The organism is Sphingosinicella ginsenosidimutans (genome assembly GCF_007995055.1).
GTDB classification, from domain to species: domain Bacteria; phylum Pseudomonadota; class Alphaproteobacteria; order Sphingomonadales; family Sphingomonadaceae; genus Allosphingosinicella; species Allosphingosinicella ginsenosidimutans.
Genome location: NZ_VOQQ01000001.1, coordinates 2,855,913 through 2,870,560, shown reverse-complemented (window position 1 = coordinate 2,870,560; position 14,648 = coordinate 2,855,913). Strand labels below are relative to the sequence as shown.

General features: G+C 64.9%; 21 protein-coding genes. 7 read left to right on the top strand and 14 right to left on the bottom strand.

Annotated features, from left to right (window positions below):
- Positions 1–31 precede the first annotated feature (31 nt).
- A complete protein-coding gene (locus tag FRZ32_RS14270; RefSeq protein ID WP_147044133.1) occupies positions 32–553 on the top strand; it encodes a carboxymuconolactone decarboxylase family protein in 522 nt (173 codons plus the stop codon).
- Here FRZ32_RS14270 and FRZ32_RS14265 read toward each other — a convergent pair.
- Positions 550–1,560, bottom strand: a complete 1,011-nt coding sequence (locus FRZ32_RS14265) for an adenosine deaminase (RefSeq protein ID WP_147044132.1) — start codon at positions 1,558–1,560, stop codon at positions 550–552. The genes FRZ32_RS14270 and FRZ32_RS14265 overlap by 4 nt on opposite strands.
- A gap of 80 nt (positions 1,561–1,640) precedes the next feature.
- Between FRZ32_RS14265 and FRZ32_RS14260 the strand changes: the two genes are divergently transcribed.
- Positions 1,641–2,666 carry an aldo/keto reductase gene (locus FRZ32_RS14260; protein ID WP_147044131.1) on the top strand — a complete coding sequence of 342 codons (1,026 nt, stop codon included), beginning with the start codon at positions 1,641–1,643 and terminating at the stop codon, positions 2,664–2,666.
- 20 nt (positions 2,667–2,686) lie between these two features.
- Here FRZ32_RS14260 and FRZ32_RS14255 read toward each other — a convergent pair whose 3' ends face one another.
- From FRZ32_RS14255 to FRZ32_RS14225, 7 genes are all read right to left on the bottom strand, one after another.
- A complete protein-coding gene (locus tag FRZ32_RS14255) occupies positions 2,687–3,352 on the bottom strand; it encodes a glutathione S-transferase family protein (protein WP_147044130.1) in 666 nt (221 codons plus the stop codon).
- 31 nt (positions 3,353–3,383) lie between these two features.
- Entirely contained in the window at positions 3,384–4,025 is a 642-nt protein-coding gene (gene yihA / locus FRZ32_RS14250) for a ribosome biogenesis GTP-binding protein YihA/YsxC (protein ID WP_147044129.1), read from the bottom strand.
- On the bottom strand, positions 4,022–5,737 hold the full coding sequence (gene yidC / locus FRZ32_RS14245; RefSeq protein WP_147044128.1) for a membrane protein insertase YidC: 1,716 nt from the start codon (positions 5,735–5,737) through the stop codon (positions 4,022–4,024). Before yidC ends, yihA begins: the two co-directional genes overlap by 4 nt.
- A 24-nt stretch (positions 5,738–5,761) precedes the next feature.
- The gene (gene yidD, locus FRZ32_RS14240; RefSeq protein WP_147044127.1) at positions 5,762–5,974 is read right to left on the bottom strand and encodes a membrane protein insertion efficiency factor YidD; all 213 of its coding nucleotides are present in this window, start codon (positions 5,972–5,974) and stop codon (positions 5,762–5,764) included.
- Positions 5,971–6,267, bottom strand: coding sequence for a ribonuclease P protein component (gene rnpA / locus FRZ32_RS14235; protein ID WP_243445366.1), 297 nt, complete (start codon positions 6,265–6,267; stop codon positions 5,971–5,973). Before rnpA ends, yidD begins: the two co-directional genes overlap by 4 nt.
- 41 nt (positions 6,268–6,308) lie before the next feature.
- Entirely contained in the window at positions 6,309–6,443 is a 135-nt protein-coding gene (rpmH, locus tag FRZ32_RS14230; RefSeq protein ID WP_147044503.1) for a 50S ribosomal protein L34, read from the bottom strand.
- A 90-nt stretch (positions 6,444–6,533) separates the two neighbouring features.
- Positions 6,534–6,878 (bottom strand): hypothetical protein, encoded by a 345-nt coding sequence (locus FRZ32_RS14225; RefSeq protein ID WP_243445312.1) that lies wholly within the window; start codon positions 6,876–6,878, stop codon positions 6,534–6,536.
- A 160-nt stretch (positions 6,879–7,038) separates the two neighbouring features.
- Between FRZ32_RS14225 and FRZ32_RS14220 the strand changes: the two genes are divergently transcribed.
- A complete protein-coding gene (locus tag FRZ32_RS14220; protein WP_147044126.1) occupies positions 7,039–8,532 on the top strand; it encodes a YifB family Mg chelatase-like AAA ATPase in 1,494 nt (497 codons plus the stop codon).
- 44 nt (positions 8,533–8,576) lie between these two features.
- Here FRZ32_RS14220 and FRZ32_RS14215 read toward each other — a convergent pair whose 3' ends face one another.
- The 5 genes from FRZ32_RS14215 to FRZ32_RS14195 form a co-directional block, all read right to left on the bottom strand.
- Positions 8,577–9,419 (bottom strand): hypothetical protein, encoded by an 843-nt coding sequence (locus tag FRZ32_RS14215; RefSeq protein WP_147044125.1) that lies wholly within the window; start codon positions 9,417–9,419, stop codon positions 8,577–8,579.
- The gene (locus FRZ32_RS14210) at positions 9,419–9,718 is read right to left on the bottom strand and encodes a hypothetical protein (RefSeq protein ID WP_147044124.1); all 300 of its coding nucleotides are present in this window, start codon (positions 9,716–9,718) and stop codon (positions 9,419–9,421) included. Before FRZ32_RS14210 ends, FRZ32_RS14215 begins: the two co-directional genes overlap by 1 nt.
- A gap of 3 nt (positions 9,719–9,721) precedes the next feature.
- Positions 9,722–10,150 carry a hypothetical protein gene (locus FRZ32_RS14205; protein WP_147044123.1) on the bottom strand — a complete coding sequence of 143 codons (429 nt, stop codon included), beginning with the start codon at positions 10,148–10,150 and terminating at the stop codon, positions 9,722–9,724.
- 2 nt (positions 10,151–10,152) lie between these two features.
- Positions 10,153–10,755 carry a thermonuclease family protein gene (locus FRZ32_RS14200; RefSeq protein ID WP_147044122.1) on the bottom strand — a complete coding sequence of 201 codons (603 nt, stop codon included), beginning with the start codon at positions 10,753–10,755 and terminating at the stop codon, positions 10,153–10,155.
- Between the two features lie 88 nt (positions 10,756–10,843).
- Positions 10,844–11,086, bottom strand: coding sequence for a helix-turn-helix domain-containing protein (locus tag FRZ32_RS14195; RefSeq protein WP_147044121.1), 243 nt, complete (start codon positions 11,084–11,086; stop codon positions 10,844–10,846).
- A 103-nt stretch (positions 11,087–11,189) separates the two neighbouring features.
- Here FRZ32_RS14195 and FRZ32_RS14190 point away from each other — a divergent pair, with 103 nt between their 5' ends.
- From FRZ32_RS14190 to FRZ32_RS14175, 4 genes are read left to right on the top strand one after another with little or no spacing between them, the layout of a single operon-like run.
- Entirely contained in the window at positions 11,190–11,510 is a 321-nt protein-coding gene (locus FRZ32_RS14190) for a hypothetical protein (RefSeq protein ID WP_147044120.1), read from the top strand.
- An 11-nt stretch (positions 11,511–11,521) separates the two neighbouring features.
- Positions 11,522–11,995 (top strand): hypothetical protein, encoded by a 474-nt coding sequence (locus FRZ32_RS14185; RefSeq protein WP_147044119.1) that lies wholly within the window; start codon positions 11,522–11,524, stop codon positions 11,993–11,995.
- Positions 11,996–12,042: 47 nt separating this feature from the next.
- Positions 12,043–12,471, top strand: a complete 429-nt coding sequence (locus tag FRZ32_RS14180; protein WP_158635949.1) for an Ivy family c-type lysozyme inhibitor — start codon at positions 12,043–12,045, stop codon at positions 12,469–12,471.
- A 13-nt stretch (positions 12,472–12,484) separates the two neighbouring features.
- Positions 12,485–12,940 (top strand): DUF3828 domain-containing protein, encoded by a 456-nt coding sequence (locus FRZ32_RS14175; protein WP_158635948.1) that lies wholly within the window; start codon positions 12,485–12,487, stop codon positions 12,938–12,940.
- A 337-nt stretch (positions 12,941–13,277) separates the two neighbouring features.
- Here the strand turns inward: FRZ32_RS14175 and FRZ32_RS14170 are convergent, their stop codons facing one another.
- Positions 13,278–14,471, bottom strand: coding sequence for a type IV secretory system conjugative DNA transfer family protein (locus FRZ32_RS14170; protein WP_147044116.1), 1,194 nt, complete (start codon positions 14,469–14,471; stop codon positions 13,278–13,280).
- Between the last annotated feature and the right edge of the window lie 177 nt (positions 14,472–14,648).

Genomic DNA, 14,648 nt, shown 5'->3' with positions numbered 1-14,648 from the left:
TAGGCTCGCGGTGCGATCAGGAGAGCTTCCAATGTCCCTCAAGACCTTTGCCGACGCCTTGCCCGATTACGCCAAGGACCTCAGACTCAACATGTCCTCGCTGCTCGCCGACCAGACTCTCGGCGACGAGAATCGCAAATGGGGGCTCGTCCTCGCCTGCGCCCACGGCACCGGTTACAAGCCGATCGTCGAGGCGGCCGAGGCGGAAGTGGCCGGCAAGATCGACGAGGCCCATGCCAATGCGGCGCGGGCGGCGGCGGCGATCATGGCGATGAACAACGTCTATTACCGCTTCGTCCACCTCGCCACCAATCCGGTCTACGAGACGCTGCCGGCAAAGCTGCGGATGCAGTGCATCGGCAATCCCGGGATCGACAAGGCGGACTTCGAGCTGTTCAGCCTCGCGGTGAGCGCCCAGAACGGCTGCGGCATGTGCATCGACAGCCACGAGCGGGTGCTGACCCAGCACGGCATCAAGGCCGAGACGATCCAGGGCGCCGCTCGTGTCGCCGCGATCATGACCGCCGTCGCGACGGTCCACGCGACGCTCTAGCCGGCGGCGTAGGCGTCCAGCCGCGCGAGGTGGCGGGCGATCTCCGCCTCGTCGAGGAACGAGCCGAGGAAGGAATTGCGGGCCAGGGTGACGAGCTCCTCGCGGCCCAGCCCGCGTCCGCGGGCGGCGGCGCGATAATTGTCGTTCACATAGCCGCCGAAATAGGCGGGATCGTCCGAATTGATCGTTGCACGCAGGCCCGCCCGAAGCATCGAGTCGATCGGGTGATCGGCCATGTCGGGGACGACGCACAGCTTGAGGTTGGAGAGCGGGCAGACGGTGAGCGTCATTCCGCTGCTAGCGAGCCGCGCGACCAGCTCGGGATCCTCGAGCGAGCGGTTGCCGTGATCGAGCCGGTCGATCTTCAGGATGTCGAGCGCCTCGCGGACATATTCGGGCGGCCCTTCCTCGCCGGCATGGGCGACGCGCTTCAGCCCGAAGGCGGCGGCGGCATCGAAGACGCGCGCGAACTTGGATGGCGGGTGCCCAAGCTCCGAGGAGTCGAGGCCGACCGCTTCGATCCTGTCCAGCCAGGGTTCGGCCGCCTTCAGCGTCGCGAAGGCATCGGCCTCGTCGAGATGGCGAAGGAAGCAGAGGATCAGCGTGGCGCTGATGCCATGGCGCTCCTTCGCTTCCCCCATGCCGGCGAGCAGCCCCTCCATCACCGTCGCGAACGATATGCCGCGCGCGGTGTGGGTCTGCGGATCGAAGAAGATTTCGGCGTGGACGACATTGTCGGCCTCGGCGCGATCGAAATAGGCGATGGCGAGATCGCGGAAATCCTCCGCCTCGCGAAGCACGTTCGCGCCCTGATAGTAGATATCGAGAAAGTCCTGCAGGTTCGAGAAGCTGTAGGCGGCCCGCACCGCCTCGACGCTCTCGAACGGAATGTCGATCTTGTTGCGTCTCGCGAGCGCGAACATCAGCTCGGGCTCGAGGCTGCCCTCGATATGCATGTGAAGCTCGGCCTTGGGCAGGCCGGCGATGAAATCGTCGAGATCGGTCATGAATCAAGCCTAGGCGATTGACGCAGCCGTGCAAGGCACCATCTCCCGCACAACCTTCCCATCATCCACAGGAGCCTCCCATGCGCTACAAGCTGCTCGGCCGGTCCGGCCTTTATGTTTCGGAGCTTTGCCTCGGCACGATGACCTTCGGCGGCGGCGGCGGGATGTGGCAGAAGATCGGCCAGCTCCAGCAGGACGAGGCCGACGCGCTGGTCAAGGCGGCGCTCGACGCCGGGATCAACTTCATCGACACGGCCAACGTCTATGCCGACGGGCTTTCCGAGCAGATCCTCGGCCAGTCGCTTCGCAACCTCGGAGTCGCGCGCGGCGAGGTCGTGATCGCGACCAAGGTGCTGGGTCGGATGGGCAAGGGGCCGAATGCGGCCGGCGCCTCGCGCGGCCATATCATGGACCAGGTGAAGGCCAGCCTGAAGCGGCTCCAGCTCGATCATGTCGATCTCTATCAGATCCACGGCGTCGACCACGACACGCCGATCGAGGAGACCGTCGAGACCCTCGACATGCTCGTGCGCCAGGGTCTGATCCGCTATTATGGCCTGTCGAACTGGCCGGCCTGGCAGGTCGCCAAGGCGGTCGGGATCGCCGAGCGGCGCGGCCTCGTCCGGCCCGTCTCGCTGCAATCCTATTACACGATCGCCGGCCGCGATCTCGAGCGCGAGATCGTGCCGATGATGGCGTCCGAAGGGATCGGGCTGATGGTATGGAGCCCGCTCGCCGGCGGGCTGCTGTCCGGCAAATATCATCGCGGGCAGGAGAGCGAAGGGGAGGGGCGCCGCGCCAGCTTCGATTTCCCGCCGGTGGACCGCGACCGCGCCTATGACATCATCGACATGCTTCGCGAGATGGCCGAGGCGAAGAAGGCGAGCGTTGCCCAGCTCGCGCTCGGCTGGCTGCTCCATCAGAAGCCCGTGACCAGCGTCATCCTGGGGGCGAAGCGGATCGATCAGCTCAAGGACAATCTCGCCGCGGTCGACGTGGAGTTCACCAAGGACGAACTGATCCGCCTCGACAAGGTGAGCGCGCTCCCGCCGGAATATCCCGGCTGGATGATCGAGCGGCAGAGCGGCTATCGCACGGACGGCTAGCCGGCCGGCGCTTCGGCGCCTTAGGCCGACGGCGATTCGTAATGCTCGATCACCCAGGGCTCCTCCTGCGCCGCCTCAATCCATTCCTTCATCCAGGCATGATCGAGGATCGTTTCCATATAGGCGGCCGCGAATCGCGGCACCGGGATCGAATAGGTGACGAAGCGGGTGACGACCGGGGCGAACATGATGTCGACCGCGCCGAAATCGCCGAAGAGATAGGGGCCGCCGCTGCCGTGCCGGGCGCGAGCCTGGGCCCATAGCTCAAGGATGCGGACGATCTCCGTGCGGACCGGATCGGCGAGCTGAGGCTGCGGGAACTGCTTTCGCACGTTCATGCCGAGCTCGCGGCGAAGATTGGGATAGCTCGAGTGCATCTCGGCGGCCATCGACCGGGCCATGCCGCGCGCGATCTCGTCCTTGGGCCAGTAGCGATCCCGATCCGTCTTGTCGGCGAGCCAGTCGACGATGGCGAGGCTGTCCCAGATCACCGCCTGGTCGTCCCACAGGATCGGCACCTTGCCGCCCGACGGCGCGAACTCTTCGCCCTGGGTGCGTTTGTCCCACGCTTCGTCGAACATCGGCACGGTGATCTCCTCGAACGGGAGCCCCGATTGCTTCACCGCGAGCCAGCCGCGCAGCGACCAGGATGAATAGGCCTTGTTGCCGATGATGAGCTTGAGCAAGCGGACCCTCCCGGCCGGTCGTTCGAGGATGTCAGATCTGCGCGGCCTCTAGCACCGCCGCCCGCAGCCGGTCCATGCCGAGCCCGGTCTCGCTCGACGTCACGACGATTTCGGGATGGGCGGCGGGCCGGGTCCGCGCTTCGGCCATCGTTCGCTCGGTGACGTCTGCGAGGTCGCTCGCCTTGATCTTGTCCGCCTTGGTGAGGACGAGGCCGTAGGAGACCGCGGCGTCATCGAGCATCTTCATCAGCTCGCGGTCGATGTCCTTGATCCCGTGGCGCGAATCGATCAGCACGAGCGCGCGCATCAGGACCTGGCGGCCGCGCAGATAATCGTTGACCAGGAAACGCCACTTCTTCGCGAGCTCGCGCGGGGCCTTGGCGAAGCCGTAGCCGGGCATGTCGACGAGCCTGAGGCGCACCGGATCGCCGACGTCGAAGATGTTGAGCTCCTGCGTGCGCCCCGGCGTGTTCGAGGTGCGCGCGAGCCCGTTGCGGTTGGTCAGCCGGTTGAGCAGCGAGGACTTGCCGACGTTGGAGCGGCCGGCAAAGGCGATTTCCGGCACCTGCGGATCGGGCAGGAACTTGAGCTCCGGCGCCGACTTCAGAAACGAGACCGGCCCGGAGAAAAGCTTCCGGGCCCGCGTGTCGAGATCGTCGGCGGCCGCGCTCACTTCTTGATCGGCGTGGTCATCGCCGCCTTGAGCTCCGGATGGCGGGCATAAAGGATGCGCTGCTGGAGGATCGAGAGTGCGTTGTTGGTAAGCCAGTAGAGCTGCAGACCCGCCGCGAACGGCGCCATGATGAACATCAGCACCCAGGGCATCAGGCCCATCACCTGCTGCTGCACCGGATCGGCGGCGGTCGGCGCGAGCTTCTGCTGGAACCAGATCGAGACGCCGACGAGGATGGGCAGCACGCCGAGCGCAAGGATATGCGGCGGCGTGAACGGCAGATAGCCGAACAGGTTGACCGGCGTCATCGGATCGGGCGCGGACAGATCGCGGATCCACAGAACGAACGGCTTATGGCGCATCTCAACGGAGATCAGGAGCGTCTTGTAGAGCGCGTACATGATCGGGATCTGGAGCAGGATCGGAAGGCAGCCGGCGGCCGGATTCACCTTCTCCTCCTTGTAAAGCTTCATCATCTCTTCCTGAAGCTTCATCCGGTCGTCCTTGTGCCGCTCCTGCAGCGCCTTCATCTTCGGCTGCACCGATCGCATTTTCGCCATCGAGGCGAACTGGCGCTGCGCGATCGGGAAGAGCAGGGCGCGGACGATCACCACCAGGCAGATGATCGCGACGCCGAAATTGCCGAGATGGTCGAACAGCCAGACCAGCAGCGAGAAGATCGGCAGCATGAACCAGCGGAACCAGCCCCAGTCGATCGCGCGCTCCAGCGCCGTCCCGAGCGACGTGGAATAGGCCCTGAGCAGCTGCACCTCCTTCGCGCCGGCGAACAGGTGGGTCTCCGTTCTCAGGCCCTGGCCGGGCGGGACCACGGTCTGGGGCGCCGCGACGTCGGCCTGATAGGCGTCGCTGCGGCCATTGTGCCGGAACGTCGCGGTCACGTTCGTGGACTGATCGGGAACGAGCGCAGCGAGCCAATATTTGTCGGAAAAGCCGAGCCATCCGCCACGGCTTTGATAGGAGACCGATCCGGCTTCCCGGACATCCTTGAAATCATTGTCGTAATTGGCGACGCCGCTGAACACGCCGACCGGACCGACATGGTTGGTCCAGGCAGTGGGATCGTGCGATTCGCCGACGCGGTTGACGAGGCTGAACGGCTGTGCGGCGATCGGGCCGGTGCCGCCGTTGGACACGCGCTGCTCCACCGAGAACAGATAATTCTCGTCGACCGTGAAGACGATCTGAAAGAGCTGGCCACGGCCATTGTCCCAGCTCAGCGTCACCGGCGTGGAGGGGGTGAGGCGGGTGCCGCTCGCCCGCCAGACGGTGTCCGGCCCGGGAGCGGCAAAGCCGCTGCCGGTCCAGCCGAAGCTTGCGAAATAGGCGTCGGGTGTGCCGCCCGGCGAGAACAGCCGCACCGGCGGGGAATTGGGGTCGATCGTCTGGCGCTCGGTGGTCAGCACGAGATCGTCGATGCGTGCGCCCTTGAGGTTGATCGAGCCTCGAAGCCGCGGCGTTTCGATCGCGACGCGCGGCGTTTCCGAGATCACGATGCGGCGATCGCGGACCGCGGCGGGGCTCGTTGCGGCCGGGCCGGCGTGCGGCTGCGGCAGCGCCACCTGCCGGCCGTGGTCCACCTTCGTCGCGGGCGGATTGGCGGCGGGGAAGAAATATTGGGTGGCAAGGCCCCAGCCGATCAGCACCAGCGCCGACAGCACGACCGCGAGGATCATGTTCCGGTTCTCGTTCACTTCAATCCCTTCTTGTCCGCCGGATCATGGCACGGGGTCATAGCCGGAACCGCCCCAGGGGTGGCAGCGCAGGATGCGCCGAATTGCGAGCCAGCCCCCGCGCAGCGCGCCATAGCGGGAAAGCGCGCCGATTGCATAGGCCGAGCAGCTTGGCTGGTAGCGACAGCTTGGCGGCAGGATCCGGGAAGGGCCAAGCTGCCAGGCCCGCGCCACCTGGATCAGCAGCCGTGCGATCATCGGGCGAGCTTCGCAAGCGCGCGGCGGAGATCGTCGGCGAGCAGCGAAAACGGCCGATCGATGCCGCCGGCGCGCCCGATCAGCACGTGATCGGCGCCGGCCAGGCCTTCATCCGGAAGAATGAGCCGCGCCAGCTCGCGGAAGCGACGCTTCATCCGGTTGCGGACGACGGCGCCGCCGACCTTCTTCGAGACGGTGATGCCGATCCGCGGTCGTTGGTCGCCGTCGTTGCGGGGACGGACCAGCAGGATGAAGCCCGGCGTCGGCGTGCGCTTGCCGCCGTTCGCGGCCAGATAGTCCGCGCGGCGGGTGAGCTTGCCGATGACCCGTTCGGTCAGGCGGACAGCTTGGCGCGACCGCGGGCGCGGCGCGCGGCCAGGACCTTGCGGCCCCCGACGGTCGCCATCCGGGCGCGGAAGCCGTGCCGGCGCTTGCGCACGAGCTTGCTCGGCTGGAAGGTGCGCTTCATCGCTCATTCCTCGTAAAATCAACTGAAAGAAAAGGGCCGCCACAGGGGCGGCCTCGTTGCGGGGCGCGATAGGCAAAGCCTCCGGCAAAGTCAATCGCCTCCCGCTTCGATCCGCGTCGGCGCGTGGGGCGCTTCGCGACGCTTGCGGATCTCCTCGCGCCGGCGGGCGCTCGCGCGGCGCATCCCCCAGTCGGCCCAGCGTCCCTTCTGCGGATGCTTGCGCTTGAACCGCACATACATCCGCTTCGCCCAGCCACTATATTTGAGGGCGAGGCCGAGGCCCGCCGCGAAGACGAAGATGCCGCCCGGACCCGGGATCGCGCCGACGATCGGCGAGACCAGCATCAGCAGGCAGCCGAGCAGGAACAGCAACTGCCTGACCAGCGGAATAGCGGTCCACCGCGACCATGATCCACGCACGCTCATGGTCGCCATGTGGGGGAGGCGTCTCGAGGGCGCAATACGCATATCGGATCGCGAAGGCTGAATGGCGTTCGCCCGTCATCCTGTGGCCGATACAAGTGACGGCGTCGCGCATGGCTCGACTTTGCAAGTCCCCGCTGCCACAACGAAGTCGGGAGCGGGGGATTTTGAAATGGTTGCGCATGTCGCCACCGTGGCGTTTCTGGGTCTGGAGGCGCGCGCTGTCGAAGTTCAGGTCCAGATTGCGGGCGGACTGCCCAAATTCCTGATCGTCGGCCTGCCGGACAAGGCGGTCGGCGAGAGCCGCGAGCGCGTTCACGCGGCGCTGGCGGCGATCGGCCTGTCGCTGCCGCCGAAGCGGATCACGGTCAACCTGTCACCGGCCGACCTGCCCAAGGAAGGCTCGCATTATGACCTGCCGATCGCGCTCGGCCTGCTCGCGGCGATGGGGGCGATCGATGCGGAGACGCTTGCCGGTTATGTCGCGGTGGGGGAGCTTGCCCTGGACGGCCGGATTGCCCCGTCGCCGGGCGTCCTGCTGGCGGCGCTCCACGCCTCCTCGGTCGGGCTCGGGCTGGTCTGCCCGGAGAGCCAGGGGAGCGAAGCCGCCTGGGCCGGCGATGTCGAGGTGATCGCGGCACCGGATCTCATCACGCTCATCAATCATATGCGCGGCACCGCGGTACTCACGCCGCCGCGCCCCGGCACGGCCGATCCGCCCACCCGGACGCTCGATCTGGGGCAGGTCAAGGGCCAGGAAACCGCCAAGCGCGCACTCGAGATCGCGGCGGCCGGGGGGCACAATCTCCTGATGATCGGGCCGCCGGGCGCAGGAAAGTCGCTGCTCGCGGCTTGCCTCCCCGGGATCCTGCCCGAGCTGACGCCGTCGGAAGCGCTCGAAGTCTCGATGATCGCCTCGGTGGCGGGGGAGCTCAAGGACGGGCGGCTGATCCGCACCCGCCCTTTCCGGGCCCCCCATCACAGCGCGTCCATGCCCGCGCTGGTCGGTGGCGGGCTCAAGGTGCGGCCGGGCGAGGCGAGCCTGGCGCATCTCGGCGTCCTGTTCCTCGACGAACTGCCGGAGTTCCAGCGCGGCGCGCTCGATTCGCTTCGCCAGCCGCTCGAGACCGGCACCGTCCAGGTCGCCAGGGCCAATGCCCATGTGACCTTCCCGGCGCGGGTGCAGCTCGTCGCGGCGATGAATCCATGTGATCGCGTTGCCTTCTTGCTGCCGGGCGTGCGGGCATCCCTGCGCGCGCGAAAGCCCGATCGGTTGCGCGATGCCGGGGACGACTTGCCCGCGCAGCTTCGCCGCCGCCGCCGCGACCTCGGCCTTCTCCAAAAGGACGTGGCGAAGCGCCTTGGCGTGGGCGTCGACACGCTCATCAAGTGGGAGAAAGGCCGCTGCCTCCCGCCGCCCGCCTTCTATCCCGCCATCATCCGCTTCCTCGGGCGCGAGCCATGGGCAGCGCCCACGACTGCCGCCGAGGAGGTGCGCGCCGAGCGGCTGCGACGAGGGCTGTCCATCAAGCAGGCGGCCCGCGCTGCCCGCGTTGACGAAGCCACGTTCGCCAATTGGGAGCGGGCGCGGCGCGGGACGGCGCGCCAGAGCGGTATGAAAATGCGCACGTTTCTCGGCAGGGCGGCCGGGCAGGGAGCGTCATAGGGATACGCGGTGGACAATAGCCCAAGCCGGAACGTACCCCTCGTTTAATGCGAATATTTCGATATGAGGTACAGCACGATAAGCCCGACCACGATCCAGAAGCCCACTGTGCCCGAGCTTGTTGTGCGGGGTTGAACAAGCGGAGACCAGTCTTCGAGTCGAACGCCGTTTGCGTTGCCATCGACGAGCAATTCCAACTCGTGTTTGCCGATCTTGAGCGTCTGCGACATGCGACTGGTCAGTTTTGCCGCATCTGCTTTGATATGTTCGATCATAACGGGCAACTGGATGCGCGTTCCCTCACTAAGCAAGGAGCGCTCGCGGTCGCGCAGGTAGTTGAGAAGCTGTTGCTTCACCTCCACGTCGCCGGCAGCGAGCCAGTTAAATCGCTGCTCCAGTTGAGGGGGAATCTTGTGATGCAGTATGACGGTATCGAAATGAGCACGTACCGCTTCAACCGCTTCCCCCACATCTGCATCCACGCCTATCCGTAGCCGCTTCTTGGAGGTTGGCCCAAAATGCTCCCAAAGCCCCTCGGTGAGTTTGTATTTTTCGGTGAGCGGCATTCGCGGAGGAAGCAAGTTGAACAAGCGTTCGGCGACCAGTCCGCTCATCTGCACCTCGCCGGAGCGCCATTTACGAAGCGTGGCGGTCGCATAGTCGCGCGCTGAACTACCGTAGCGCCGCCCGTAGGCGTCCAGGAGTGATTCCATCTGTCGGGGCGGCAGCGCGAAGAAATATGCTTTAACGTCCTTGTCGGTGCCCCCTAATTCCGCGCTCAGCCGTCTTGCCGCTTCGATATGTTCGAGTGCCCGCTCCAGTCCAATCGACCGAGAGCTGTCATAATATGACCGACCATAGCTGCGAGAGGAGGTACGTCGCGCCATCAGCGGCCGCGCAGGAAACGCCAGAGCTGCGCAAAGAAGCGGGGCCGGCTACCGGCGCCGAACTTGAGCGTCACCGAATAGCTTTTACCCTCGAATTTGCGCGTAACGTCGAGCTGACTGCCCTGTGCCTTGAGCTTGCGGCCGTTTTCAACGAGCGAAACCAGCACCTCGGCAAAGTTAGCTGAGAGCACGTTAGCGACGGCGGGATCGAGGCCCGAACGCTCCGCACCCGCGCGTAGCGATTCAGTCTCATCCGCCACGTTCGCGCGTTCATCGAGATGGACCGTCGCGCGGAACATCGTTCACCTCGCGAAGGCAGCGGCAATCAGCACCAGCGCGACGATACCGACGAGAATATAGATCGGAGTCCAATCGCGCTCGCCTGTTTGGGAGCGCGACAGTTTGCCGCTTCGAGCATTGTCTGTATTGCCCATGATGACTTCGGTGCGACCAATTGCGCTGGTCTGCGTGTGGCTGACGGTGACGGCGTTGCCTGCGTCTGCGACCTGCTTGGTCGTCTCCGTGAGCGTCGCCAGCGTCGATTTGAGCGCACCAACATCGACGTGCAGTTCTTGGGCCTTCTGAGAAAGGTCGAGCATCCCGCGCGTATAGTCTGCAAGGAGCGCTGCACGTTGCGCCTCCGGCAGCCACGAAAGATCAAGATTCGTACTTGGGCTAAGTGGCACCGAAGTCGGCACCAGCGGTTTGGGCGTGGTATTTTCGTCGGACATGTTCACCCCTCCCGATGGCCCCGCGGTTGCCTGTGCTCAGCCCGCCACGTTTCCGGACGTTCAAACCCGCCTTGCCACATACCTCGGCGCGCTGAACGCGCCGCCGCCTCATCCGCCACATAGTCTTGCGAATAGCGGACGAACGCAACAGCCCAACCGCTTGCGACCATTTCTCGTCCTAAATCTTTACCATTAACTAAACAGACTGCCACCGTCCGCCCGTATCGGTCGGTCGATCTCGCGATGCAACTTGGCTGTGCGCTCCCGATTAAACGCGACAGTATTTGGCCCGCTTCATAGCCGCAGGCGATCGCTTGCCCGTTGAGGGTGCAAGGCTGGTCGCGCTCTGGTGCGTCAATTCCAAAGAGGCGAATATGTTCATCGCCAATCGCGATGGTATCGCCGTCAATGACACGGACGGCTGCCGGCGCAACCGAGGCATTAGGTATCGGCATGTTGTCTTGGCGCAGCAAGGCAGCGGCGCGCGACGGTTGCGTCGCTTCAATCTGGGGAGACTTGTCATGATGACGTAGGTGCTTGCCGACGATGAGGAGCACGACGGCAAGAATCAGCACTGTCAATACGGCGAAGCCCGACGAACGCACGATCCCCCCTTGATGGAGGGGATAGAAGCCGGATCGGCGTAGTGCAAACCTCTAGGAAGAATCGCTGGCCGGGGTTCATCGCCGAGTGCTATTCCTCAATCCCGTCCAGAACCTCCCTCGGCTCGACGTTGAGGACGCGGCACCAGCGGACGAACTCCCACACGTCGATTTTGCGCTGCCGTCGCTCGACCCGGCTCACGAAGGACTGATCCTCGCCGTACGCGGCGCCCAGGTCCACCTGGGTCATGCCGAGCGCTTTTCGCCGCGCAATCAGCCGGTCGATGATCTGGATGTACGGCTCGTCGAAAGCCGATTTGCGGGGGCGCGGCATACCACCCGCCCAATCGCAGGGAGATTTGGAATAGTGCAAAACTCCCTATTGACGATGTTTCGACAATAGGAGATTTCTCCCTTTTTACGGGGGAGGAACGATCATGATTATGAAGGCGGTTGCCGCTGTCGGCGGGGCGCTGATGCTGTCGGGGTGCGTTGCCGCGATGATGGCACCGAGCCTGCTGGCGGCGGGCGGAGGAATGGCGGCCAGCAATGCGTGGATGGGGCACCTGATTTCGAGAACGGACATGCGACTCCATTCGGCCCAGGCGATCGGCGGGGACCTGAACCAAGCCGCGATCCGCATCTCTCACGTCCAGAGGACGCAAACCACGCAGTCATGGATCGCTGATACGCCGGACGGCCGCTACTCGTGCAGCGAGGCGAGGGGGCATACCACAGCAACGTGCGTGAGAGCGTAGAGGGCGCGAGTATGAGCGTGTGGAAGCTCTTTGCCGTCGCGATCCTAACGGCACTTCCGGCCCTGCTCGGAGCGGCTCCCCGAGCCGCTCCGACCGGCCATGCGCATATCAGCATCGTGGGCCGGGACGGCTCCCGCATTGTTGTGAACGATTTTATGTCCGGCAGGCAGCCGCTCTCCGCGCCTGGCGACACCTATTACGATTTGGTCCACTCCGGCCCGGTATTCGGGAACGAGAACGATTCCTTCGGCGTCCAATACCAAGCAAGCAGTTCGTACTTCTTGGTGTCGCTCCTTGCGGAGCCGCTCGGACGATCGCGATCCCGCGCGGAAGCGTTCCTCCGCAATACCCTGGGCCTCACCAATGCGCAGCTCTGCCGGCTCAATCTACAGGTCCATGTCATATCGGGCATCAATCGCCGCTACAGCGCGCTAGGCGACCTAAAGCTCGGCGTCTGCCCTGGCGCGGCGCGATTGCCGAATTAACGCGCTGGCGAAGGTCAATCGAACAGAGGGGGTATCGAATGGTTCAAATGGTTCGCTTCCTTGCCCTTCCGCTGGTTCTTTTGGGGGCGCCCATTCTTGCGCAGCCGGCCGCCGATTGGACGAGCGCGGTCTCGTCGCCGTCCTTGGCGCTCGCCCGGCATCCGCGCGAGGCGCGGGCGTGGCAATCGGTCGTTCCTCCGTCATATCGGCGGACGCGGTGGATATATCGCCTTGAAGGAAACTCGTCGCAGCCGAGGATCGTGCAAAGCGGCGGGCGCTCGTATGTGCTCGGCACCGTCTGCAAGCCCCATGATTGCTACGCCAACGTCGGGGCGTTCCTGATCGCGCTCGACGGACGTCGCGCGGCCGGTGGCCTGCTTTTCAATCGCGCCGGAAGGTCGAGGGAGATATATTTCGGGAACCCGAGCCCGTATGAACGGGCGCTGCTGCGCTCCATTCTCATGCTCGGGCAATAATGGGGGGACACCGATGCGCGCAGCGTTGCTTTCAGTCGTCGCCGGCCTTTTGCTCGCCGCCGCCGCGCCGGCGCCGCAAACCGCCGAGCGATTCGTGCGGATGCTCTATGCCAACGAAGCCAACGACCAGCTCACTATGTCCGGCTGGACATGGCAGCGATATCTTTCGAGCCGCACGGCGGCGCTCCAGCGCCGGTACGAGGCCGCGCGATCGGGGGACGCGGACAGGTATCTCGATTATGACTGGCTTTGCCAATGCCAAGACTCCGGCGGCTTTCGGATCGCATCCATTGCTACCGCGCCAGGTGCGCGCGGAACGACGGTTGCTACCGTCCGGTTTGGGCGCAATCAGGGCGTGCGTCTTATCCTCGTCAACGAGCGCGGCTGGAAGATCGACGACATCATCGACGCGCACGGGATGCGATATTCCGCCGCGCTCCAGTACAACATCCGGCGTGCGGGGCGGTAATGGATCGGCTGCTACCCGCCGCGTGCTTGTTGTTGGCTGGTGCGCCTGCGGCTGCGACCCTGCATCAGGTCACGCCCCGCGAGTTTGCTAGGTGGTCCGCTAACGGCTCCTCATACGGGTATACCTGCGCTGTCGCGACGCCGGACGGCGCCGTATTCCGACGCGAAATGAACGGCGCTGTTGTCGGAAGGCTTCCCCGAGGGAACGAGTTTGTCCTCAGCGACGCCGCCTATGATCGAAATCGACGCATCTGGTATCGCGTGGACTTCATCTACCAGAGCCGATTGAGAGGCTGGGTGCGAGCGGCCGATGTCGCGTGCCATGCCGACTCGTTCCACTAGCCGATCGCTTTTCGAGCCGATCGACTGTCCAGTTCCCCGCTGAACGGCTGCGAGGGCGCGCCGTCGATCATGAGCTTGAGATAGAAGCGCCAATTCGGGAGATTGAGGAGGTCGTGAACGTCGAACGTCGGAAAGAACTCGCGGGCCAAGATCGGCGCGTCCTCGGCGCCCACCCGGAAGGATATGAGCGTGCCGACGTTCCCGAGCACGGCATGGAGAATGTCCGGCTCCAGCTGATGAAGGTACTGGTGCGCGAGCACCAACCCCAGGGCATGACTGCGCAATTCGGCGAGCATCGTGGCGAACGAGAGCGTCGTGAAGCTCTGGAACTCGTCCACATAGAGGAAGAAGGGGCGGCGCTCGTGCTCGGGCTGGTCGGCGCGGCTGAACGCGGCGAGGCCCACGGTAGAGACGAGGAGGTTGCCGAGGACGAGCGCGCTGTCCTCGCCGATCTGCCCGCGCGACAGGTTGACCAAGAGGATGCCGCCCGCGTCCATGAGCCGGCGCAAGTGCAGGTCGGTCTTAGGGGCAACGAGGATGCGATAGAGCATCGGGTCGGCCAGGAGCGCGCCGAGCTTGTTTTGGATGGGCGCGACCGCTTCCGCTTGCTGGCGGGGATGGTAGTGGGCGAACTCGTCGCGCCAGAAGGCCCGCACCACGGGATTCTTGATCCGGGTGGTGACGCTCCTGCGGAACGCATCGTTGCTGTAGAGGCGCAGGATGTCCGGCAGCGTTGAGCCGTCGCGTTCCAACAGCGCATAGAGGCTGTTGCGGAGGACGTGCTCCATGCGCACGCCCCAAGCGCTCGGCCAGAGCTTGCGGAACGTCTCCAAAAGCCCCGAGGCGGCCAGCGGTATCTTGGCGTCGGCCACGCGGCGCAGCGGATTGTACCCGTACGGTTGGTCGGGATCGGGGGTGTTCAGGTAAATCGTTCGCTCGCGGGTGAACGGCGAGAGCCCGGCATATATCCGCTCCGCGAGGTCGCCGTGCGGATCGAGGAAGGCGAAGCCCCGGCCGGCCTCGGCGTCCCCTCGCGCGAGCTGTTCAAGCAGGGTCGATTTCCCCACTCCTGTCCTACCGACCACATATATATGGGCGAGCCGGTCCGCTTGGCGGATGCCGAAGGTCTGCGACTGGTTGCGGAACGCGACGCGGCCGAAATACGAGATCGCGCCTTCGTGGGTGTGCATGAAGCCATTGTGCCGACCGCTTTCGGTTTGGCACGGGGGGTAGCCCCTCGAAGGTGGACCGGGTGATGCGCTGGATGAATCGAGGAAAACCGGCCTCGGTCTAGCGGGGGTGCAACTTTAGCTCATCAAGCAGGCTATAAGACGCAGGACCCTCGCGCATCACCGATTGTCTTCCTC